General features: G+C 62.1%; 21 protein-coding genes. 14 read left to right on the top strand and 7 right to left on the bottom strand.

The window, feature by feature from the left end:
* Positions 1–32: 32 nt before the first annotated feature.
* Positions 33–629, top strand: a complete 597-nt coding sequence (locus tag AC07VF_RS11500; RefSeq protein WP_192173441.1) for a MarC family protein — start codon at positions 33–35, stop codon at positions 627–629.
* Between the two features lie 7 nt (positions 630–636).
* Here the strand turns inward: AC07VF_RS11500 and AC07VF_RS11495 are convergent, their stop codons facing one another.
* The 7 genes from AC07VF_RS11495 to cobG all read right to left on the bottom strand — a co-directional run bounded on the left by AC07VF_RS11495 (position 637) and on the right by cobG (position 7,563).
* The gene (locus AC07VF_RS11495; protein WP_495008492.1) at positions 637–1,275 is read right to left on the bottom strand and encodes a hypothetical protein; all 639 of its coding nucleotides are present in this window, start codon (positions 1,273–1,275) and stop codon (positions 637–639) included.
* Positions 1,272–1,976, bottom strand: coding sequence for a hypothetical protein (locus AC07VF_RS11490; RefSeq protein ID WP_495008493.1), 705 nt, complete (start codon positions 1,974–1,976; stop codon positions 1,272–1,274). Before AC07VF_RS11490 ends, AC07VF_RS11495 begins: the two co-directional genes overlap by 4 nt.
* A 45-nt stretch (positions 1,977–2,021) precedes the next feature.
* Positions 2,022–2,813, bottom strand: a complete 792-nt coding sequence (locus AC07VF_RS11485) for a hypothetical protein (protein WP_495008494.1) — start codon at positions 2,811–2,813, stop codon at positions 2,022–2,024.
* Positions 2,814–3,151: 338 nt separating this feature from the next.
* Positions 3,152–4,861, bottom strand: coding sequence for a precorrin-3B C(17)-methyltransferase (cobJ, locus tag AC07VF_RS11480; protein ID WP_495008495.1), 1,710 nt, complete (start codon positions 4,859–4,861; stop codon positions 3,152–3,154).
* Entirely contained in the window at positions 4,861–5,595 is a 735-nt protein-coding gene (locus AC07VF_RS11475; protein WP_244655966.1) for a precorrin-2 C(20)-methyltransferase, read from the bottom strand. The genes cobJ and AC07VF_RS11475 overlap by 1 nt, the downstream gene beginning before the upstream one ends.
* Positions 5,592–6,218, bottom strand: coding sequence for a precorrin-8X methylmutase (locus tag AC07VF_RS11470; protein ID WP_108119017.1), 627 nt, complete (start codon positions 6,216–6,218; stop codon positions 5,592–5,594). Before AC07VF_RS11470 ends, AC07VF_RS11475 begins: the two co-directional genes overlap by 4 nt.
* Positions 6,211–7,563: a precorrin-3B synthase gene (gene cobG, locus AC07VF_RS11465; protein WP_495008496.1), complete on the bottom strand. Its 1,353-nt coding sequence runs from the start codon at positions 7,561–7,563 to the stop codon at positions 6,211–6,213. Before cobG ends, AC07VF_RS11470 begins: the two co-directional genes overlap by 8 nt.
* Positions 7,564–7,771: 208 nt before the next feature.
* Here cobG and cbiE point away from each other — a divergent pair, with 208 nt between their 5' ends.
* The 13 genes from cbiE to urtD all read left to right on the top strand — a co-directional run bounded on the left by cbiE (position 7,772) and on the right by urtD (position 23,205).
* A complete protein-coding gene (gene cbiE / locus AC07VF_RS11460; protein ID WP_495008497.1) occupies positions 7,772–8,974 on the top strand; it encodes a precorrin-6y C5,15-methyltransferase (decarboxylating) subunit CbiE in 1,203 nt (400 codons plus the stop codon).
* Positions 8,974–10,071, top strand: a complete 1,098-nt coding sequence (locus AC07VF_RS11455; RefSeq protein ID WP_346626809.1) for a cobalt-precorrin-5B (C(1))-methyltransferase — start codon at positions 8,974–8,976, stop codon at positions 10,069–10,071. Before cbiE ends, AC07VF_RS11455 begins: the two co-directional genes overlap by 1 nt.
* A gap of 11 nt (positions 10,072–10,082) precedes the next feature.
* Positions 10,083–10,805, top strand: a complete 723-nt coding sequence (locus AC07VF_RS11450; protein WP_346626940.1) for a cobalt-precorrin-6A reductase — start codon at positions 10,083–10,085, stop codon at positions 10,803–10,805.
* Between the two features lie 145 nt (positions 10,806–10,950).
* Positions 10,951–11,241: an addiction module antidote protein gene (locus AC07VF_RS11445; RefSeq protein ID WP_346626810.1), complete on the top strand. Its 291-nt coding sequence runs from the start codon at positions 10,951–10,953 to the stop codon at positions 11,239–11,241.
* Positions 11,242–11,338: 97 nt separating this feature from the next.
* Complete coding sequence (locus tag AC07VF_RS11440) at positions 11,339–11,755, top strand: DUF2946 domain-containing protein (RefSeq protein WP_495008498.1); 417 nt, start codon at positions 11,339–11,341, stop codon at positions 11,753–11,755.
* Between the two features lie 49 nt (positions 11,756–11,804).
* Complete coding sequence (locus AC07VF_RS11435; protein WP_346626812.1) at positions 11,805–12,281, top strand: copper chaperone PCu(A)C; 477 nt, start codon at positions 11,805–11,807, stop codon at positions 12,279–12,281.
* Between the two features lie 35 nt (positions 12,282–12,316).
* Entirely contained in the window at positions 12,317–12,784 is a 468-nt protein-coding gene (locus AC07VF_RS11430; protein WP_495008610.1) for a DUF2946 domain-containing protein, read from the top strand.
* Positions 12,785–12,869: 85 nt separating this feature from the next.
* Positions 12,870–14,243, top strand: a complete 1,374-nt coding sequence (locus tag AC07VF_RS11425) for a PepSY-associated TM helix domain-containing protein (protein ID WP_495008499.1) — start codon at positions 12,870–12,872, stop codon at positions 14,241–14,243.
* A gap of 264 nt (positions 14,244–14,507) precedes the next feature.
* Positions 14,508–17,984 carry a dermonecrotic toxin domain-containing protein gene (locus AC07VF_RS11420; RefSeq protein ID WP_495008500.1) on the top strand — a complete coding sequence of 1,159 codons (3,477 nt, stop codon included), beginning with the start codon at positions 14,508–14,510 and terminating at the stop codon, positions 17,982–17,984.
* Positions 17,985–18,233: 249 nt separating this feature from the next.
* Positions 18,234–19,499 (top strand): urea ABC transporter substrate-binding protein, encoded by a 1,266-nt coding sequence (gene urtA, locus AC07VF_RS11415; protein ID WP_122533769.1) that lies wholly within the window; start codon positions 18,234–18,236, stop codon positions 19,497–19,499.
* Positions 19,500–19,685: 186 nt separating this feature from the next.
* Positions 19,686–21,275 (top strand): urea ABC transporter permease subunit UrtB, encoded by a 1,590-nt coding sequence (gene urtB / locus AC07VF_RS11410; RefSeq protein ID WP_282367823.1) that lies wholly within the window; start codon positions 19,686–19,688, stop codon positions 21,273–21,275.
* The gene (urtC, locus tag AC07VF_RS11405; protein WP_495008501.1) at positions 21,275–22,354 is read left to right on the top strand and encodes an urea ABC transporter permease subunit UrtC; all 1,080 of its coding nucleotides are present in this window, start codon (positions 21,275–21,277) and stop codon (positions 22,352–22,354) included. Before urtB ends, urtC begins: the two co-directional genes overlap by 1 nt.
* Positions 22,351–23,205, top strand: a complete 855-nt coding sequence (gene urtD / locus AC07VF_RS11400) for an urea ABC transporter ATP-binding protein UrtD (RefSeq protein WP_495008502.1) — start codon at positions 22,351–22,353, stop codon at positions 23,203–23,205. Before urtC ends, urtD begins: the two co-directional genes overlap by 4 nt.
* Positions 23,206–23,330: the final 125 nt, after the last annotated feature.

Genomic DNA, 23,330 nt, shown 5'->3' with positions numbered 1-23,330 from the left:
GCCGTCCCAGTCTGCTGCCATGAGCTCAAACCATGCTTCACGTGCTGTTCAGCGTTTACCTGAAGATGCTGGTGCTCTATAGCCCGTTCTTCGTCCTGTCCTGTTTCATTTCCCTGAGCCGCGGTTATTCGCGCAAGGAACGCCGGCAGCTGGCCTGGAAGATCGCCTTGGCGACCCTGGTGTCCAGCGTCTTGCTGTACCTGTTCGGGCGGGTGATTTTCGGGGTCTTCGGCATCACCGCCGACGCCTTCAGAATTGGCGCCGGCAGCGTGCTGTTCATCTCAGCCCTGGCCATGGCCCAGGGTAAATCCGGCGTGCAGACCGACAACGTGCAGCAGGACGTTGCGATCGTGCCGCTGACCATCCCCATCACCGTCGGTCCCGGCACCATTGGCGCACTGCTGGTCATGGGGATCAGCCAGCCCCATTGGGATGACAAACTCACTGCCATCGTCAGCATCGCGCTGGCCAGCCTGACGGTGGGCGTGATCCTTTATCTGTCCAACAGCATCGAGCGAATTCTGGGGGATCAGGGGCTACAGATTGTCAGCCGCCTCATGGGGTTGTTTGTGTGCGCACTCGCGGCCCAGATCATCTTCACGGGCATCAAGGGCTACCTGCTGACCTGAGGCGCGCTCAGAGCGCAAATGTCTGAATGGCCCTCGACCCATGGGCGTCCAGCTCCCTGGCGACGGCATCGCGATGCTTCGCATAATCTCGACGATCAAAACGATAGGCCCCTCCCGTGATGCGCAACATCAGCTCACTGCGTGAGTCAGACCAGAAATCGAAATCCCGCGTCTCGACGTGACCTGTCATCTGGATGCCGCACAGCAGCACCATCACAGCGCCTGCCGAATCCACTGCGCATGGAATGACCTGAAAACCCGCGATGACGCTGTTCCCGTTGACGCTTTCAAAAAAGTGCTCCGCGTAGTGGTGAATCTGCATGGCCTGAAGCGACGCCTGCGCCTGTCGCGCCAAACGAGCCGACCCGCGCGATTCGATAACACGGAAGCTGATTTCCTCTAGCTCCGACGCGCTCCGGATCACCATGGGTTCATGCATGATCGGACTCAACTTGACGAAACTTCGTTGCTCCAGTGCCTTGCCATACCGGTACGCCCAGTAGGTGAAGTGCTCATCCCGACTGACCTGACCAGCCACGCGCTCGGCTCGCAGCAAGCAGTCAAACAGATCCTCGCGGTCCTGCTTATTGATACCGGTGGACAGCGACACCAGACCGTTACCGACCACCGCACCTGTGGCGCTCATGCTTCAGCTCCTTCCAGCGCAGACACCAGATGGGGTCGACGATCCTCCAGCGCCTGGCTGATCTTTTGCCGAAACGGCGAGTAGACCAAATCCATCAGGCGAAGAGAGTAGAACCGTAACTCAACATTGCCGATGATATCGCCGGGCAGCAGAGGCTCGAAAAGAAAGTCATTTTTCAGCGGCAAGCGGTGAGTAAAAGTGACAAGGACAACCGAGAGCGCTGCGCTTTCATCCAAGAAAGCGATTTGCATCGCCACTTTCTGCTCGATGCGGATCTTCCCCGGAATCGCCGTCGTCATCGGTTCAAGCACCTGCGCGGCCAGCAGGTCGAAGGCTGGCTGAGCGGGATGGCTGGATAGAGCGCGCCAGGCGGCGGATTCACCCTCGAATACCATATCGCTGGGCATGAAGAGCGGTAGTCTGATTTTCAGCCATGCCCACACACAGCCGGGACCAAGCTCCAGCGCCGGGCAGCTGATCGCCTCATGGGCTTTCAGCACCCCGCCAAAGCGCGTGAAGGCCGCGAGCCAGGTCTCGTTCCACGCAGGCGTTGCGGCAAACCGTTCGTGTTTTTTTGTGGCCGCCAGTTGCGTGTACAACACGCAGTCAGCGATATCGCTCTTTTGGGTTTCAGTGCAGTCACGGTGCATGAACAATAAGCACCCTGCGCTGATCCGGGTTTCAATCATTCCCTGATGCATGGCACATCTCCAGAGAAAAGGAGGCGCATGGCGCCTCCCTTTTGTTCAGATCTCGAATTCCAAGATGGCCAAAGAAGCGCTCTTGCTCAATTGGTCCTGAACCTGGTTGCGGACCCGCGCGTAGGCGCGGGTGTTGAACACCAGCATATCCTCGCCGCGGAAAGTCGAAACGTCTGCGCTGTTCCATGTCCAGAAGAGCACGTCGGTGACGGTCGAGTTGGCGGAGAAGTTGACCGCGCCCAGCGCCATCGTGACGGTTCCTTCAGCAGACTCCGCACATGCGCCGACCCGGAAGTTTGCACCCCGATGGGTCTTGGTCTGACGTTCGAACAAACGCAGCGGTTTTTCCTGAGCCCTAAGTGCCGCGATGGCATCGCCAGCCACTTTGAGCATTGCGGCACTGGCGGGTCCGGGCAGAGCCGCAGCAGCAATGGCGGAGCCCAGGATTTCAAGCCCCGCTTGTTCCATGCTGAAACGCTGGTGGGTGGAGCGATAACGAGCGTAATTCCAGTTGGTTGAAAACCAGCCCTGGGTTGACAACACTCGGTTAAAACGTCCGTACCACTCCTGACTCTGAGTTTCTGGATTGAACGCTTTGTTAGCCACCATCGTCGCGAACAGGAAGGAATCCATAACGTCTTGCTTGTTCTGTCGCGAAACACCTTCTGCAAAGGCGAGGAGATTGCTGCCGACAACAGCGCCCTGAGGTGGACTGTCCAAGGCCGGCACATCCATCTTTGAAACGTGGTCAATCAGCGAGTGAGAACAGTCGGCCAGTTGGCAACCGGCGATATAGGCGCGGCGTTCAGAGTCGGTCAGGCTTGCTTCATGTGTCATTTCGTTACTCCTTTAACTGGTGGGAATGTCCGTCGTGGACACACCGAGGTTAACGGAATTTTCTGGGGTCGCAACGCAGTGGCAAAGAGCCCCTCGCGCTGTGTGTGCGCAGCATGTCCTACAGCAAGGCGTTGAATTCAGGGAAACATGAAGCCCCTGAACCTCAAGGAACACGGATGCCCTCGAGGTTGGGGCTCAGTCAGCGCGGAACCAGACGACGTAACCCGGAGCCGGTCCAACGGGATTTCCGCAGGCGTCTGCAGCGGTTTCGTCATGGCCTTGCCGTCAGGCCTGCGCGAGTTATCGGACCAATCCCACAGTGCAAACCGAACCGTCGCTCACGTCGGCTTGGCACCGTACCAGCGCGGCGTGTAGACCCACTGCTGGCCGTTGGCGCGAGGGAATACACAGGTGAGCGACGAGCCGATCAACACCATCGTGCGCATGTCGACGTGCTCCGGCCTCAGCTCGCCAAGCGTAATGACCCGCAACGTCTGCGCCGGCCGACCCACATCACGCCCCAGCGTCACCGGCGTCTCAGGGCTGCGATGCTGGCGCACGATTTCAAGCGCCCGCCCCAGCTGCCAAGGGCGAGAGCGCGAGATCGGGTTGTAGAACGCCAGCGCCAGATCGGCCTGACAGGCCAGATCCAGGCGCTTCTCGATGATCTCCCATGGCTTGAGGTTGTCCGACAGGGACATGACGCAGAAGTCGTGACCTAACGGCGCACCCGCCAGCGCCGCCGTCGCCAGCGAGGCAGACACCCCCGGAAGGATGTGCAGATCAACCCGGTGCCAGTCGGGATTATCCGATTCGTGCAGCGCTTCCAGCACCGCCGCGGCCATGGCGAACACGCCGGGGTCACCCGATGAAACCACCACCACCGAACGGCCTTCAGCGGCCAGCTCGAATGCATGCCGAGCGCGCAGCATTTCTTCGCGGTTGTCGGTGCAGTGCAGCACCTGGTCGGCGCGGAACGGTCCGGCCATGCGCACGTAAGTCTCATAGCCGAGCACGTCATTGGCGCGGGCGAGTTCGGCTTTCACGGCGGGAATCATGAAGTCAGTGGCGCCCGGGCCAAGCCCGATAACCGCCAGTCGTCCTCGTGCACAGCCGATCTGTTCAACCTCCAACGGCTGCGGCGCGACGGCAATGGCGATGCCCGCCGCCGGGGTCAACGGTGGCAACAATTGCGGCAGGACCTGCCGGGTCATGTCGGCGGGCGTACCGGCGGTGGTAAAACGCAACGGTACGCCCAGTGCGTCGGCAGCCGCGTGCAGCGCCGGATTGGCCATCTCGGCTTTGCTGGCCAGTAAACAGCCCAGCGCCTGCACGGCGATGCGCGAATCATGCAGCGCGGCCTTCACGGTATCGGCGGGATCTGCCAGATCACCGCTCACCGCCACCAGCACGTTGCGCGGGTAGATCAACAGTTCGTGGTCGCTGGGCTCGCGCTCGGCGTAACCCACGTGAATAGCCAACTGCGCCTGGTCATCTTCAGGCAACAGTGCCTGAGCCAGCCACGGCGCCGCGCCCTCGACGCGCACGCTTTCGCCCGACAGCAAATCGCTGACGAAGCGCTTGCCCAGCTCAAGATCGCCCAACGCGTAACCCGCCGGCGGGTTGAGCAGACAGGTGCCGAAGCGCAGTTCGCCGCTGGTGGTGATGGCGGCGGCGGTGTTCAGCGAGGCGGCGATTTCCCGGGCCATGACATTGACACCGCCCAGTCCGCCAAGCAGCGGCACCACTGCGCTGCCATCTTCGGCGACGGCCAGCACCGGCGGCTCGACGCCCTTCTCCAGTAACACCGGCGCCAGCGTGCGGATGACGATACCCGCCGCGCACAGCGCGATGATCGGCGTGTCTTGCTGATACAGCTGGCGCAGCGTCGCGCCAAATTCCGAATAGCGGCGGTCGACGTCTTCGACACGTCCGGCCAGCCCATAAATCAGCGCTTGGGGGTACAGCTGCTGAATGCGTCGCGCCGTCGCCAGCGCGCCTTTGCCCAGAATGACGATGGCCGGGGCGTTGAGAGGGGTTGTGCTCATCAGCCCTGCCACCGTTCACCGGGGACAATGATCAGCGAGAAATACGGCGACGACATCGGATCGACCTCGGCCAGCGGCACGATCTTCTGATTGGCCATGGTCGCGCGCTCGACGTACAGCGCGCGCTCGGCCAGCCCGGTTTCAACCAGCACCTGGCGCACTTTCGGCAGATTGCGCCCCAGTTTCATGATCACCGCAGCGTCGGCGTCCTCAAGCTTGCGTTTGAGTTCCTCGGCGGACAACACGCCGGACAATACCGACAGGCTCTGATTGCGGTAAACCAGCGGCGCACCCAGTACCGACGCGCCACCGAGCATCGAACAGACGCCCGGGATGACTTCGGCGTCGTAGTGATCGGCCAGACGATCGTGCAGGTACATGTAGGACCCGTAGAACATCGGGTCGCCTTCGCAGATCACCGCCACGTCGCGTCCAGCGTCCAGATGCGCCGCCAGATCAGCGCTGCAGCGGTCGTAGAAATCGCTGATCACTTGCTCGTAAGACATGTGAACGGGCAACGCCTCGGTGGTCACCGGGTACACCAGCGGCATCAGCGTCTGGGCCTGCTGTAAATGACCTTCGATGATGCCGAACGCATTGCCCTTCTTGCCCTTGGCGACGAAGTACGCGACCACGGGCGATTCGCGCAGCAGGCGCAGCGCCTTGACGGTAATGAGTTCCGGATCACCCGGCCCCACGCCCAGGCCAATCAGACGACCGCGTGGTGCCATCATTCGATCTCCGTGGCGAGTGAGTTGACCGCCGCCGCCGCCATGGCGCTGCCACCACGACGACCCTGCATGATCACGTAGGGCACGCCGCGACTGTCGGCGGCGAGCATGTCCTTGGATTCAGCGGCGCCGACGAAACCTACCGGGAAGCCCAGGATCAGCGCAGGCTTGGGCGCTCCGGCATCAAGCATTTCCAGCAGATAAAACAGCGCAGTCGGCGCGTTGCCGATCACCACGACCGCCCCTTCCAGGTGCGGCCGCCACAGCTCCAGCGCCGCCGCCGAGCGGGTGTTGCCCAGCTCACGGGCCATCTCGGGCACGCGTTCGTTTTTCAGGGTGCAGATCACTTGATTGTTGGCGGGCAGGCGCGTGCGTGTGACCCCCTCGGCGACCATGTGCGCGTCACACAGAATCGGCGCACCGGCCGCCAGCGCGCGGCGGCCGGCCGTGCCCGCACCGGGGGAGAAGCGCAGGCCCTCGACCGCATCGACCATGCCACAAGCGTGAATCACCCGAACGGCGAGTTTTTCCAGGTCGGCCGGGATGGAATCGAGCCGGGCTTCGGCACGAATGATCGCGAAGGAGTTACGGTAGATCTCCTGGCCGTCGCGGATGTAATCAATCATCGGTGTTGCTCCGTGAGTTGGCGGTCAACAACGCGCCGACTGCTTCAATAGTGAGGTCACGTGCATGCAGATCGCCGAATCCGGACATTTCTGCATGACGAAAATAAAGGTCGTACCGACCGGGCGACGCTGCCAGCAAGGTCACCGGCATCACGTGCGCAGCGGCGCATGAACGCGCGCAGCCGGACAGATGCACTGCGCGGCTGATGGCGTTTTCTTGCAGCAGTGCGGCCAGATGCAGGGCATCGGCCTTGGTGTCCGCCAGCCCTTTCGCGCAGGCAGCGGAGCCGGTGCAGGCGACGATTTTCGACAGCGACTGAGCGGCATCGACGATCAAACCCGCTTGGCTCAAGCCTTCCATCACGGTCACCGAATGGCCTGCCGGGACATTGCGCAGCATCAGGCTTTGCCATGGCGTCATGCACAACTGACCGTCGCCGAACGCGATCGCCAGTCGGGCGGCTTCGCGCAACATGGACGGCCGCAGACGCCCCAACGGCACGCCTGCGCCCACGGCCATGATGCCGGCTGTTGCTTGGGAATACGTGCCGATGTGCGCGAAAGACCGGGTAGGCGCACGCCGCCAATCGGTTACTTTATGATCAATCACCAGTCGCTGCGGCGAACGCGCGGCGACGTGTTCGATGAATCGCGCAACGGGCACTTCTTTCAACAGATCACGCATGCGGGCATGTTCGGGGCGAGCGAGATTCAGAAAGGTTTCCAGCACCGCGACCACCAATGCGTGCGCTGCGTCCGGCGCCACTGCGGCCACCGGCGAATCGGTGGCCGGGCAACCCGCGAATCCAAATCCCAGCAACGTCTGGCCATCGACCTGCAACGGGGACAGCCAGAGGTCATGGGGATGCTCGAGCATCGCCAACCCCTCGCCGCCGTCCAGCGACAGCGCGAACTTGGGCGACAGCTCATGGAAACGCGGGTGGTGCTCAAGGGAATGCAGAATCTGCCCGGCCAGCGGACGCACGTCGAGCAGCTGCTGCGGGTCGATGCCTGCGGTCGGGCTGAGCATCAGGTTGCGCACGTCGTCACTGGCGGGATTGCTCGGCCCCAGACCGGCATCGAGCAGGCTGGCAATCAGCCCGTCGTGGTCGGCGCCGATGCCGCGAATCTGAAGATTGCCGCGATTGGTCGCCTCGATCACGCCACCTGCGAACCCCTCGGCGGCACTTGCCACGACCATCGCCTGTTCCGCTGAAAGCACCCCGCCCGGCAGTTTGATCCGGCAGATGCCGCCATCCAGCGCCGGGACGATACGCAGCAACCCCGGGCAGGCCGAGGGGCGGATGGGCGTAGCGGATGGGCGAGCAGACAACGGCTCGGTCAAAGGATCACCTGGTGCGAACGGGCGGACGCGTAGAGAAACGAAAAGTTACAGGGGCCGTATTATGCCTGCTTTGGCCGTTGCCATGAAAAGACGCTCTGTCGGATTCACAAACCCGTACGAACCGGGCCCGTCGGCGCGGTATCATGCCGGCCACTTTTACAGGCCGAGCAGGCGGGCCTGTTGCACGCAATCGGGTTGAGGGCAATTCATGTCGCCGTGGCTGACAGTCGTGGGAATCGGTGAGGACGGCTATAAAGGCCTGGGCCGAAACGCTCGGCACGCGCTGTTGCAGGCGAGGCAGGTGTTCGGCGGCGCGCGGCAGCTTGCCTTGTTGCCTCCGTGCATACAGGCGGAGCAGCGCCAGTGGCCGAGCCCGTTTTCCCTGAGCCCAGTGCTGGAACAACACGGCGCCCCGGTCTGCGTGCTGGCCAGCGGCGATCCCATGTTGTTCGGCGTCGGCGCAAGCCTGTCAAAACTCGTCCCCTTCGATGAGATGCGGGTGATTCCCGCGCCGTCGTCTTATTCCCTGGCAGCGGCGCGCCTGGGTTGGGCGTTGCAGGATGTGGTGACGCTGTCGGTGGTCGCCCGCCCGGTCGCCGCGCTGAATGCCCACCTGCAAAACGGCCTGCGCCTGCTGGTGCTGAGCAACGACGGTTCGAGCCCGGCGGCCATCGCGGCGCAGCTCAAGGAACGCGGTTTTGGTCCGAGTCCCATGATCGTCCTCGAACACTTGGGCGGCAGCGCCGAGCGACAGATCGAGGGCACTGCGGGTGAGTGGAACGCCACCGACATCGCGGCGCTGAATCTGGTCGCCATCGAGTGCCGCGCACAGCCTGATGCACTGCGCCTCTCGCCGCTGGGCGGTCTGCCGGACGAAGCGTTTCGGCATGACGGCCAGCTGACCAAGCGAGACGTGCGCGCGATTACCCTGGCCCGCCTCGCCCCCGTTCCTGGTGAATTGCTGTGGGACGTGGGCGCAGGCTGCGGTTCCATCGGCATCGAGTGGATGCGCGCGCACCCGACCTGCCGCGCCATCGCTGTCGAGGCTGATGAGGGCCGGCAACACTTGATCGAATTCAATCGCGATGCGCTGGGGGTGCCCGGCCTTCAACTGATTCGCGGCCGTGCGCCTGATGCCCTTGAAGGCCTTGAGCAACCGGACGCCATCTTTATCGGCGGCGGCGTGACGCGCGAAGGTGTGCTGCGCGCCTGCTGGCAAAACCTGCGCTCGGGCGGTCGACTGGTGGCCAATGCCGTCACGCTGCAAAGCGAGGCGATGCTGGTGAACTGGCGCGAGCAATACGGCGGCGAACTGACCCGCATTCATCTGGCCCACGCCAAGCCGCTGGGCGAGTTCGACACCTGGCGTCAGGTGCTGCCGATCACCCTGCTCGAAGCGATCAAACCCTGATGCGCGACGAAACCGCCGAACAACCCGCGCCATTGCGCAGCGGCTTGACCACCGGCAGTTGCGCCACGGCGACGTCCCTCGCTGCTGCGCGCCTGTTGCTGGCCGGCGAAACCAACGATGCGATCGAAATCACGCTGCCCAAAGGCAAGTGCGTGCAGATGCGCCTGGAATTCTGCCGCCTGATTGCGGGCGGCGCCGAGGCCGGCACGCTCAAGGATGCCGGGGACGATCCGGACGTGACCCATGGCGCGCTGGTGTCTGCTCAGGTCAGGCTGATCCCTGAGCCGGGCGTGCGTTTTGTCGCGGGCGAAGGGGTCGGCACCGTTACCCGCCCGGGCCTGGTGCTGGGAGTCGGCGAGCCGGCGATTAATCCGGTGCCGCGCAGGATGATGGCCGAACACCTCACGCAACTGGCCCATGAGGTCGACTATGGCGGCGGGTTTGAAGTGACGGTCTGCGTCGAAAACGGCAGCGAACTGGCGTTGAAAACCATGAACCCGCGATTGGGGATTCTCGGCGGGCTGTCGATTCTGGGCACCAGCGGCATCGTTCGGCCCTTCTCCTGCGCGGCGTACATCGCGTCGATCCACCAAGGCATCGACGTTGCGCGCACCAACGGTTATCAGCACATCGCCGCCTGCACCGGCAACGCCAGCGAAGACACGATGCGTCGGGTGTATCAGATCCCCGACATCGCGCTGATTGAGATGGGCGACTTTGTTGGCGCCGTCCTCAAGCACCTGCGCAAAACTCCGGTGGAGCGGCTCAGTGTCTGCGGCGGCTTCGGCAAGATCAGCAAACTGGCGGCCGGCCACATGGACCTTCACAGCCGGCACTCCAGCATCGATCTGCATCAGCTTGCGCGATGGGCTGCCGATGTGGGCGCCGATGCCGAGCTGCAACAGAACATTCGCGAGGCCAACACCAGTCAGCAAGCGCTGGCCATGGCCTCCGCCTTCGGCATCGCGCTGGGTGATGCGGTGTGTCAGCACGCGCTGAATTTCGCCCGCAGTGTGGTGCCGGCGCAGGTTCAGGTCGAGGTTTTTGCCATCGACCGGCAAGGCGGGATTGTCGGGCATGCCGGGGGCTTCGTTTGAAAAAGGCAGCCATCAAACGCGTGCTGTTGCTCGGCGGCGTGACCGACGCGCTCGCGATCGCCCGCACGCTGGGGCCTCAACATATTTACAGCCTGGCGGGGGTGGGTCGCGTGCCCACCGACTTGCGCTGTGAAGTCCGTGTAGGCGGGTTCGGCGGTGCTGAAGGTTTGGCAAACTTCGTGCAGCAAACTGGCATCGATCTGATCCTGGATGCGACGCACCCTTACGCTGCGCAGATGAGCCAGAACGCTGTCACGGCGTCGAAGCTGGCGGGGGTTCCGTGCTGGGCGTTACGGCGACCGGCGTGGCAGCCGGGGCCAGACGATGACTGGCGCGAAATCGCGGACTGGGCAGAACTGATCGCCGCCCTCGCTCCCTTTCAACGCCCCCTGTTCACCCTGGGCCGCGAGCCTTTGCAGCATCTGCACGAGATTCCCGCCCATCAATTCTGGACGCTGCGCGCACTGGACATCTACCCCGGCAATGAACGCTGTGAAGTGATCGGCGCCCGCGGGCCTTTCCGCCTGGAGGACGAGCGCGAGCTGTTCGAGACTCGCAACATCGACGTCCTCATCAGCAAGAACAGCGGAAGCACCGCGACCGAGCCGAAGCTGGAAGTGGCGCGGGAGCGCGGGATGCCGGTGTTGGTGTTGAAGCGGCCGGTGTTGCCGGAGGTGGATCGGGCGTTCTGGAGTGTGGGTGAGGTGCTGGATGCGTTGCGGGACGTTGGCTGACGCATGCCAAAGATGCCGTGAAAATCGTCCGGGTTTGCGGATCGGTCCGACTTCCACCGTCTGACTCGCCTGACATCGGAAATGTATCCTCCGGGATACCTTCCCGTGTGTTTTGTGCGGAACGCTTCACGGCGAGGGAACAATGATGAAAGAAGAATTCAAACCGTTCGACGCAGCGGAATATCTGGAAACACCCGAAGACATGGCAGGCTATCTGGACGCGTGCCTTGAAGAAGACAATGGCGATGGTGTGCTCATACGCAAAGCTCTGGGCAACATCGCGCGGGCTTATGGCATGTCTCAGATCGCACGTGATACTGGGCTGGGTAGAGAGAGCCTGTACAAAGCGCTGAGCACAAACGGCAACCCCGAATTCGCCACCATCATGAAAGTCATCAAAGCCCTTGGCCTGAAACTCCGCGCCTCCACCGCCTGAACCCCTGCTGAACCCTGACTGAACCAAACCCGCCGCGCGACATAACGTCGCGGGCGGGCTTTTTACATCTGGCGGCCGATCAGGCTAAATGGCCGACATGAAAAAACAACAAGATCAAATCATCACGCGGAAGCGGCGCCGGGCCTTTGCCTGGGTGGCCTGTTTCGCGTTGCTGTTCGGCGTACTGGCAATGCCGATGACACCGACCATGCCGCGCCCCGAGGGTGAGCGGCTGGTTTGGGGAAGCGCCTGCACTGGCGCCACGTCACGACTGGCCATGACGCCCGTTGAAGTCATCGACAGACAATCACCCTATTACCCCGACATCGCGTTCATGCAGCACTGCGCCTGCTGCACACACGCCACGCCACTGGTTGCAGTGCCGACCCGCATCGGTTTCGGACTGTTCGCCCTGGTCGAGCCGGTGCGTTTCCCTGTCGCGGTGCTGGTGCTGCGCGCGGCACCACGTCAGCACTGGCCTGACCGTAATCCTCACGCATCGCCCAAGGTCTGATGTCCCGATCGTGCCGTCGCGTACCTGAATGAACCGGAGACCTGCGTAGATGCTGAACAAAATCCTCCTGCTGATCGCCCTCGCGCTGCCAGCCGGTTTCGTTGAAGCCCAGGATTACACCAAGGGGCAACTGACCGTCGCGCAGCCATGGTCCATGGCGCTGCCGCCTAACGCGCCCACCGTCGCGGCCTATTTTGTGATCACCAACAACGGTCCTGACGCTGACAGACTGGAAGCGGTCGACAGCCCCATCGCCGGTGCCGCCCAGTTGCATCAACACGTGAGCCAAAACGGCCTGATGAAGATGCAGCACGTCGAGACGGTGAAGATCCCTGCCGGTGGCACCGTGACATTCGCCCCCATGGCCTATCACGTCATGCTGCTGGATCTGAAAGACCGCACCCGACTCATCGACGGCCAGACCTTCCCGCTGACCCTGCACTTTCAAAAAGCGGGCGACCTGACCGTTGACGTCGTGGTACTGAAACAACCACCGGTTGCTGCCGCTCCGGCCCACGCCCACTGATCCGCTAAATACCGACACCACTCCACTTGAACCGCCTGCCCGCGACCCGCGCCAGATCCGCCACCGCCCCTCGTCATCCGCAGGGCGCCTGGCTGAGCCTGTTCGCCATGCTGATGATCTTCATCGGTCCGCTGATCTCGCAATCCATGCCGATGGAGCATCACAGCGGCATGGCGATGCCCGCGCCGACGTCCATGTCGATGCATGGCGAGATGGACATGTCGGCGTCGATGGACATGTCCATCGACATGGGCGCAGGCGAGCACAGTAGTCACGTCAAGGCCGAGCAAAGCGCCGGCGTCGATCACGTCATCTGGGCCAAGTGCGGCTATTGCACGCTGCTGTTCAGTTGCCCGGCGCTGACCAAAACCGTGGCCGTATTGGCGCCGGTCCCGTCTAAGCCCGCGGACTTCTATAACGAGTCCCCGCAACACGGCCACGCCCAGCGCAACGTCTTCCCCAACGCCCGCAGTCGCGCGCCGCCCCTCTCGTCAGTCGCCTGAACACCACAAATTGATTCGTACCCGCTGACGGCTTTCCGGCCGCCAGCGGGTTGCGCCGTGTTTTCCCTGACGGGAGCGTTGCACCATGTCCAAACCGAATGTGTCTTTCTACAACCTGGCGTGGCGATGGCATTTCTATGCCGGCCTGTTCGTCGCGCCGTTCATGATCCTGCTGGCGGTCACCGGGATCATTTACCTGTTCAAGCCTCAGCTTGACGCGCTGATGTACAGCGACCTGCTGACGGTCAAACCCGCGCACCACTCACTCAGTGCCGATGACCTGCAAAAGCGCGTGCTGGCGACCTTTCCACAGGCGCAGGTGAGCAAGTACCTGCCGCCGCTGAATGCCGAGGGCAGCGCGCAGTTCGTGGTGAAAAACGACGGCCGCGACGTGAACGTGTTCATCGATCCGTACAGCGGCACGGTGCTCGGTACCCAGGACGCCAAGCAAAACCTGCAAGCCATCGCGCGCGAACTGCACGGCGAACTGATGATTGGCACCGTCGGTGACCGGCTGGTGGAACTGGCCGCTGGCTGGGGCATCGTGCTGGTGGTTTCAGGTGTGTATCTGTGGTGGCCGCGAGGGCGATCACCGGCCGGCGTGCTCTGGCCTCGCCTCACCGCGCGTGGTCGCATTCTCTGGCGCGACCTGCACGCGGTGACCGGATTCTGGGGTTCGGTGGCGCTGCTGTTCATGCTGCTGAGCGGCATGACCTGGACCGGCATGTGGGGAAAGGTCTACGCCGACGTGTGGAACACTTTTCCGGCGGCCATGTGGAATGACGTACCCAAGTCGGATAAGCAAGCGGGCGCATTGAACAGCGCGAGCATACAGACCGTGCCGTGGGCCATGGAAAACACGCCGATGCCGGTGTCGTCCGGGGATCACGCCGAGCACATGAATCACATGCACATGTCCAGCGCTCCCGCAGCGCCGGGCATCTCCCTTCAGCAAGTGGTGGACATTGCCAAGGCGCACCATATCGAGCCGGGCTACAGCATCACCCAACCGAAAACGGCTGACGGCGTATTCACCGTTTCCGTATTCGCCGACGACCCGCGAAATGACGCCACGCTGCACGTCGATCAGTACAGCGGCAAGGTGCTGGCGGATGTGCGTTACAGCGATTACAGCACGGTGTCGAAGGCCACTGAACTGGGCGTGATGCTGCACGAAGGCAAGATGTACGGCTGGGTGAACCAGCTGCTGATTCTGTTCATCTGCCTGATGGTGCTGCTGAGTTCGGTGAGCGGAATCGTGATCTGGTGGAAGCGTCGCCCGCAGAACGGCTTTGGCGTTCCGCCTTTGCGCCATGACTTGCCGCGCTGGAAAACTGCGACGGCGGTGATGATCGTGCTGGGCGTGGCCTTCCCACTGGTGGGCGTTTCGATGCTGGCGGTGTGGCTGCTCGATCGAATAGTGCGTTCGCGCTTTGCCAAAATGGCGACAACAGCTTAGATTGCGTCTCGCGGGGCCTGGAACCTCTTTTGGGTGGTTTAGTGATGAATTCCTCCTCATTTCGGGTTTCAGGCTCCGCACCTGTTTTATCTGCTCACTGAGCGCTGCCTTTCTCCCCCGAAAAATCCTACTTGCCTGGTCGCTTTCCCTTCGCGCTCAGGCCAGAGAGTGCCTACAGACGCACGCCCCAAGCCCTGACTCCATGCAATGAGTTGCCGAACCCAACGGTTCTGCGAATCATCCCCCATGCAATGAACAGGCACCATGAATCCCACAACCGTCACTCCCTCAACTACGTCTACCTCCACACCCATCGCTGACAGCCCCGCGCTGACACGCTACGAGCTGCCCGATTTCACCCAGGCCCTTGAACAGACGTTTGCCGAATGCCTTCGCCTGACCCATCCCGGTCTTGTGGTTGACTGCGCCAGTGCGCGGCTCGTCTGCCGAGAGCGAAACCCGCAACCTGCCGCAACGGCGACCATCAGCAGTTACCCGCTGCTTGCCAGCCTGGTAGCCCATTTCACCGGGCTCTTTGAATGGCAGAACGTCGAGTCTGCCGGGCTCTACGCCACAGAGTTTCCTTCGTCTGACACGCCCTCCCTTGGCGGACTGGACCGCGACGCGCTGGCCACTTTGTACACCTGCGTCGCACAAACGCTGGCCGAGCGGTACAAGCAACGGCTCTCGGATCACTGGGCAGAGATTCAGCCTTCCGGCAAAACCCGGCGCGATGACTTTCTCGCCGACCGGGTTCAACTGCTCAGGCTGGAAGGCCAGATGCGTGTGGAGCGCGGCCAGTTTCAGCCGCATCTGCACAGCATGCTTAACGACACGCTGGATTACGGCGTCGACACCTCGCCCGAGCCGTTGCAGAAATACGATGTGTTCAGCTTGTCGCTGGGTAGGAGCGACGGTCCGCTGTTTCCTCTGACCGGCACGTTTGTGATCACCGAACAACGCAGCGATCAGGCTCCGGCAACCGACGACGCGTCACTGGGCGAGGTCATTCTGTACACCCCCGCCGACAGCCTGGAGCGATTCGATTCACTGCATCAGCTCACCGAGACTCTCACCCGACGCCTTGCCGAGGGCACTCAACGCGGTCGGCTGCTGAGCCATCTCACGCTCGATGACGTAGTGGCACTGGCGCTTCCCGGCGTTGAAAACGCGCAGCCCGCTCTGCGCTGGAGCTTGCAGAGGCTGGGCAACAATTTCATGAGCCTGCTGCTGACATTGCAGATCATCAAACAGAAGGCCGACTTTGATCACGCGGTGAAAATCGCTCAGTCCCTCAGGCTGGATCAACCCTCATTCCAGCGGCTGATTTTCGAGCTGATGGCCTCGGAACAGCTGTTCGATAACCACCGCATCGAGCGCCTGCTGGATTGCGATGTGGTGCGCGAGCAGATGCCTGAGTGGTGGCAACGGATGAATGAAGATCAGCACGTCGAATGGGCGCGACACGCGACGGTGTACGCGCAGGCGATCCGCGCAATCCGGCGCATCAGCCTTGATCACTTCAACACACCACAAGCTGACAGCCTGCACGTCCTGAGGGCTTACGCCGATGCGACGGTCAGCGCCGCACTGGCGGAGAAAAACATTCAACTGTCGCCCCGACAGATTGTGGTAACGGCGATGTTCCACCAGCCCATCCCGGTGCGCTTTTACCCTATCACCGTGATGGAAACCGAGACTCACTCGCAGACCTTCTCACTGCACGCCCTGGCCCACGACAACGCACTGCGGGTGACCGCTCAGGATGCCAGCGAGTTGCGGGCTGCAGACGGGCACGGTGCAGAAATACCCGGACTCTGCGCAGCGTTCACACGCGAGCTGCTCGCGCGAATCGACATGCCAAAGCGACTGGATGACTACCTTGCCGAACACTTTGACCACTCTGATTTCGCTGACCAGTTGAAGCACCAGCACCGCGAGTTGCTGTTGGCGCGCCTGGGCATGGCGTATATCGAGAGTGAGCTGAACGGCTTTCCTGAAAACCGGCTGGCGTGGATCAAAGCGATACTGGACGGTCCCGATTCACAGCGGCGTCAGGGGGTGGACGGGGTCAGGATCGAGGTGCGATTACTGCAGATCAGCGGGGTAAAAATCCCGGACATCATGCTGATTGCCCCAGTGGGCAAATTCGACAGGGGGCCTCTGGTCCTTTGCACGCTCAACGCGCCGGATAACGTAGTGTTCCGCGCCTTCGACAGCATGTTCCACCTCACCCAGGCGTTTCTGGAACATGACGTGTACAAATCCTACGTGGCGAGGTTGATGCCATTGGCCGACAGGCGCCTGGCCCGGGTGATGCTCGATTATGAGGAGTGGCTCAAGCACTGGCGTCTTCCAGACGCGTTGACGTCGCTGCCAGGTCCAATTCCCGCCCCGTCCCACTTTATAAAGCCAGTGGTCTTCGTGACGCAGACCGGCGACCTGTTTGACGAGCATTTCAGGATCAGGATTCGCCAACTGAAAGAAGAAGCGAAATCCCTGTTGGTCCAGCCCGGTGGCGGCAATTCCCGTAAGCAGGTATTCGACATGGTCGTGAGCATCGCACTGCTGCTGTTGCCCCCGCCGGTCATGATTCCGCTCGCACTGGGGCTGGGTCTTTATAACGCCTGGAGCGGCTTTCAAAAAGTGGATGAAAACGACTGGGAGGGTGCCGCCCAAGAGTTTATGGACGCGGCCGGTTATTTGCTGACTGCCGGGATTGGTCGAGCAAGCGCCGCGGCGCTGAAGGGGCCTCAACTGGCGAAGATAAAACGCCCGCATCTGGTCCGCCGCACCGGACGCCATGGGCAGGTGCAAATCGGCTATATGCTGTCACCCGCTGGTGCGCCCTTCTTTGCGGAGTCGGGCATGGTCACGCGGCTGGACCCGAACAAATTCACCGAAATCACCTTCGGTTCTGAAACAGGTTACGTGGCTCGACGCTTCAACCTGTTCGGACGATCTCGCCTATATCGCCCCTATCTTCGCGATCCAGCGCAACTGATTCATGAGGATGAATATGTCGTCCGGTCAAGCGCCGGGGGCTGGAAGAAGGTCTCGCAACCGGTCGTGCGCCTGAGTCCACAGGCCGACCGACAGGCCCGGCATGACTTGAGCCGATTGCTCAACGGATGGCCTACTCCAATTGAAGGCATTTCCATCACTGAACCGTCCCTTGATGAACCGCGCTTCCTGGCCCTCGCGAACCACGCCAAAGCGGAGCTCTACCCCGAACTGCTCGACTATATCGAAGGCGGCTCGGCCGAGATCAACCGACTCTTGAGAACCGGCGCGCGAACGCCCCGCACGCAGGCATTCCTCAACCAGTTCCACCGCCTGCGCTCATGGAAAGGCGATGCGTTCCGCGCCGCGCACGTAACAGACGAGGGCTTGCAGCAATTGCGACGCGAGCTCGGTGCGGTGTTCGTGGATGCGGGCGTGCAATCGGCGTCGATCAGCCGAACCAATGCCGTGCGCTGGAGCCTGGACAGCTTCGTGACTGACCCGGCGCCGAGCAATACGCATCCGGTGTTTCTGATCTTCGCGCCGTCGGTTCCGAAGAAAAACATGTTCTCTGGTTTTCTCGGTGATCACGTCGCCATCCCGCCCGGCACCCGCCTGCAACTCAGGGCGTTCAGAGAGGTGAACGGAGAAACGTTCGCCTATTTCACCGCGCCGGACAGGCTGGTGTACGAAACATTCGATCTGTTCACCGGCGAGCGTGAGCTTTTTGTGAGGTAGCCCTTCTATCCAATCGCGTCAGACTACCCAGCCTTGCGGCTCCAAAGGGATCGCACCAGTTGGGCGCGCCTGACGCACCACCTGACTCGCACCGATCCACATTGGTGCGGGGCGCCCTGTGCAGGCGACTTTTTCATTCCATTTTGCGACGCGCGCGGCCTTGGCCCAGCGTTTGCTAAAGCCTAAGCAGACTCAACTCTGCACCGCCAACAGCCGTCATCTAAAAAAATCAAAGAATGGAGCTAGCCAATGAAGCGTCGTAGTTTGCTGAAAGCGTTCACTTTGTCTGCATCGATCGCAGCGATGGGTTTGACCTGGACCGCTCAGGCGGCCGAGACCATCAAGGTCGGCATTCTGCATTCTTTGTCCGGCACCATGGCCATCTCGGAGACCTCGCTCAAGGACATGGCGCTGATGACCATCGATGAAATCAACGCCAAGGGCGGCGTCAACGGTAAGATGCTTGAGCCTGTGGTGGTCGACCCGGCGTCGAACTGGCCGTTGTTTGCGGAGAAAGGTCGTCAGTTGTTGACCCAGGACAAGGTCGCCGTGGTGTTCGGTTGCTGGACTTCGGTGTCGCGCAAGTCGGTGTTGCCGGTCTTTGAAGAGCTGAACGGCTTGCTGTTCTACCCGGTGCAGTACGAAGGCGAAGAGATGTCACCGAACGTGTTCTACACCGGCGCCGCGCCTAACCAGCAGGCCATTCCTGCGGTTGAATACCTGATGAGCGAAGACGGCGGCGCGGCCAAGCGCTTCTTCCTGCTGGGCACCGACTACGTCTACCCGCGCACCACCAACAAGATTCTGCGCTCGTTCCTGCACTCCAAAGGTGTGGCGGACAAGGACATCGAAGAGGTCTACACCCCGTTCGGTCACAGCGATTACCAGACCATCGTGTCGAACATCAAGAAGTTCGCGGCAGGCGGCAAAACCGCTGTGATCTCCACGGTCAACGGCGACTCCAACGTGCCGTTCTATAAAGAGCTGGGCAATCAGGGCCTGAAAGCCACCGACGTACCGGTGGTGGCGTTCTCGGTCGGCGAAGAAGAATTGCGCGGCGTCGACACCAAGCCGCTGGTGGGCAACCTGGCCGCGTGGAACTACTTCGAATCGGTGAAGAACCCGGTCAACACCAAGTTCGTCGCCGACTGGAAGGCCTACGCCAAGGCGCACAACCTGCCGAACGCCGACAAGGCCGTGACCAACGACCCGATGGAAGCCACGTACGTGGGTATCCACATGTGGGCGCAAGCGGTCGAGAAAGCCAAGTCCACCGATGTGGATAAAGTCCGCGAAGCCATGGCTGGCCAGACTTTCGCCGCGCCGTCGGGCTTCACCCTGACCATGGACAAAACCAACCACCACCTGCACAAGCCGGTGATGATCGGCGAGATCAAGGCCGACGGTCAGTTCAATGTGGTCTGGCAGACCAAAGAACCGATTCGCGCCCAGCCGTGGAGCCCGTTCATTCCGGGCAACGACAAAAAGCCTGACTACGCGGTGAAGAGCAACTAAGGAAAACAGGGTAAACGGTCGGCTGAAATGTTCCGGCTGAACCTATCCCTGTAGGAGTGAGCTTGCTCGCGATTGCGATCTGCCTGTGACGATGATGTCGGCTGGTATACCGCCATCGCGAGCAAGCTCACTCCTACAGGTTCCCCGTCTGACGTTACGTCATGGCGGGTGCTCCCAGGACTCGATATGCCCAGATACTTCCACCACCTTATTCTCGCGCTGTGCCTGTGGCTGCCCTTCGCCGCCCACGCCAGCGAGGCCGGCGACTTTGTTGCGGCCGACTCCTCCGAGCGCGCCCAATTGCTGGAAAGCTGGGCCGCCAGGCCTGACCCGGCGCGCGTCGAGTTGCTGGTTGCCCTGCAGGATGGCCGCGTCGCTGCCGACAGCAGCAACCGGGCGTTCATTCAGAACGGCGACAGCTTTATCGCCGTCGACCCGGACGCCCCCGCGCTGGCCGATGCACCCAACCCCGATGCGCCCCAAGCCATCAGCCTGAACAACCGCCTTCGCGGCCTGATCAACACCGCGCTGGCCAGCCATCAGCTTTTAGCCGCCGACCCGAAAGTCCGTCTGGCTGCCGCGCAGGTCCTGCAAAAAAGCGCCCGTCCGGCGCAGTTGCCCTTGCTGGTGCAGCAAGTGGCGAGCGAACAGGACGACAGCGTTCACGCCGCCCTGACCCTGGCGCTGGCCAATCTGCAACTGGTCGACATCAGCCCCACCGTGCGGCTCGCCGCCGTGCGTCTGCTCGGTGAAACCGGTGATCCACTGGCCCGCACCCGTCTCGAAACCCTGCTCGAACCCAACGTCGAAACCGACGCTACCGTGCGCCTGGCGGCCGAAACCAGCCTGGCTCAGGTCAAACGCAAATTGATGTTCGGCGAGATCCTCGGGCAAGCCTTCGCCGGCCTGTCGCTCGGGTCGATTCTGCTGCTGGCGGCGCTGGGACTGGCGATCACCTTCGGCCTGCTCGGCGTGATCAACATGGCCCACGGCGAGATGCTGATGCTCGGCGCCTACGCCACCTACGTCGTGCAGATGATGTTCCAGCGCTACGCCCCCGGCGCCCTTGAGTTCTATCCGCTGGTGGCGCTGCCGATCGCGTTTTTCGTGACTGCGTGCATCGGCATGGCGCTGGAGCGTACGGTCATTCGCCACTTGTACGGCCGCCCACTGGAAACACTGCTGGCGACATGGGGCATCAGCCTGATGCTGATTCAGTTGATCCGCGTAGTGTTCGGCGCGCAGAACGTCGAAGTGGCCAACCCGGAATGGCTGTCGGGCGGCATTCAAGTGCTGCCCAACCTCGTGCTGCCCTGGAACCGCATCGTCATCATTGCGTTCGCGCTGTTTGTCGTCGTACTGACCTGGCTGCTGCTGAACAAAACACGCCTGGGCCTGAACGTGCGCGCCGTCACCCAGAACCGCAACATGGCCGCCTGCTGCGGCGTGCCCACCGGGCGCATCGACATGATGGCCTTCGGGCTCGGCTCCGGCATCGCCGGTCTGGGCGGCGTGGCCCTGAGCCAGATCGGCAACGTCGGCCCTGACCTGGGCCAGAGCTACATCATCGACTCCTTCCTCGTGGTCGTGCTCGGCGGCGTCGGTCAACTGGCCGGCAGCGTCACGGCGGCCTTCGGGCTGGGCATCGCCAACAAGATCCTCGAACCGCAGATCGGCGCGGTGCTGGGCAAGATCCTGATCCTGGCGCTGATCATTCTGTTCATTCAGAAACGTCCGCAAGGCCTCTTCGCACTCAAAGGACGGGTGATCGACTGATGAATCAGCCATTGATGGTCACTGCCGCGCAACGCGCCGGCACCAAAGTCACGGTCGCGGTCGGCGCGGTCATTCTTGCCCTGCTGATCGCCCTGCCGTTGTTGTCCTTGCTGCCTGAAAGCAACGGCCTGCAGGTGTCGGCCTACACGCTGACGCTGGTGGGCAAGATCCTCTGCTACGCGATCGTCGCGCTGGCTCTGGATCTGGTCTGGGGTTACGCCGGCCTGTTGTCCCTGGGCCACGGGCTGTTCTTCGCCCTCGGCGGTTACGCGATGGGCATGTACCTGATGCGCGAGGCGTCGGGTGACAGCCTGCCGGCGTTCATGACCTTTCTGTCGTGGACCGAACTGCCGTGGTACTGGGTCGGCACGCAGCATTTCCTCTGGGCCATGTGCCTGGTGGTGCTGGCGCCGGGGTTGCTGGCATTGGTGTTCGGCTTCTTCGCCTTCCGTTCGCGGATCAAGGGCGTGTACTTCTCGATCATGACCCAGGCCCTGACCTTCGCCGGCATGTTGCTGTTTTTCCGCAACGAAACCGGCTTTGGCGGCAACAACGGCTTCACCAACTTTCGCAGCATTCTGGGGTTCAGCATTACCTCCCAAGGCACCCGCGCCGTGTTGTTTCTGCTGACAGTGGCGTTGCTGGCGGGCAGCCTGTTTGTCGGCTGGCGTCTGGCGCGCAGCAAGTTCGGCCGCGTGTTGACCGCCGTGCGCGATGCGGAGAACCGCCTGATGTTCTGCGGCTACGACCCGCGCGGCTTCAAACTGTTCGTCTGGGTGTTGAGCGCGGTGTTGTGCGGCCTGGCCGGGGCGTTGTATGTGCCCCAGGTCGGCATCATCAACCCAAGCGAAATGTCGCCAACCAACTCCATTGAAGCGGCCGTCTGGGTCGCCCTGGGCGGTCGCGGCACGCTGATCGGCCCGCTGCTCGGCGCCGGTGTAGTCAATGGCATGAAGAGCTGGTTCACCGTGGCTTTCCCTGAATACTGGCTGTTCTTCCTCGGCGCGCTGTTCATCGTGGTGACGCTGTATCTGCCCAAAGGCGTGATCGGCCTGATCAAGAAAAGGGGCGAGCAATGAAAAGCACTCCGACGCCCGCATTCGATCCGGTGCTCGACCCGAACAGCGATGCCGGTACCAGCCGCGACGCCATCGGTCTCGGGCAGGTTGCCGGCAAGGGGCTGAACACCTTGCACGGCACGATCCTGACGCTGGAAGACATCAGCGTCAGCTTCGACGGGTTCAAGGCTCTTAATGATCTGAATCTGTACATCCGCGTCGGCGAGCTGCGCTGCATCATCGGCCCCAACGGTGCGGGCAAGACCACGCTGATGGACGTGATCACCGGCAAGACCCGCCCCAGTCACGGCAAGGCCTGGTTCGGCGAAACACTCGATGTGACCAAGATGAGCGAAGTGCAGATCGCCCAGGCCGGGATCGGGCGCAAGTTTCAGAAACCCACGGTGTTCGAAGCGCTGAGCGTGTTCGAAAACCTGGAGCTGGCGCAGAAGACCGACAAATCGGTATGGGCCAGCCTGCGGGCCAAGCTCAACGGCGAACAGCGCGACCGCATCGACGAGGTGCTGGACACCATTCGCCTGACCGCGTCGATGTCACGGCCCGCCGGGCTGTTGTCCCACGGCCAGAAACAGTTTCTGGAGATCGGCATGTTGTTGGTCCAGGACCCGCAATTGCTGCTGCTCGATGAGCCCGTCGCTGGCATGACCGACGCCGAAACCGAATTCACCGCCGAGCTGTTCAAGAGCCTGGCTGGCAAGCACTCGCTGATGGTGGTCGAGCATGACATGGGCTTCGTCGGCACCATCGCCGACCACGTCACCGTCCTGCACCAGGGCAGCGTGCTGGCAGAAGGATCGCTGGAAGACGTGCAGGCGGATGAGCGGGTGATTGAGGTGTATCTGGGGCGGTAAACCTCCGATCTGCTGATCGTTCCCTCGCTCCGCGTGGGAATGCATCCGGTGACGCTCCGCGTCATGAAGCAGACGCAGAGCGCCCGATGCGGCGTTCCCACGCAGAGCGTGGGAACGATCATAGG

The sequence above is a fragment of the Pseudomonas sp. GW821-FHT02H06 genome (assembly GCF_059421525.1).
Note: the sequence above shows the minus strand (reverse complement) of the source record. Positions and strands in the feature narration are given on the sequence as shown.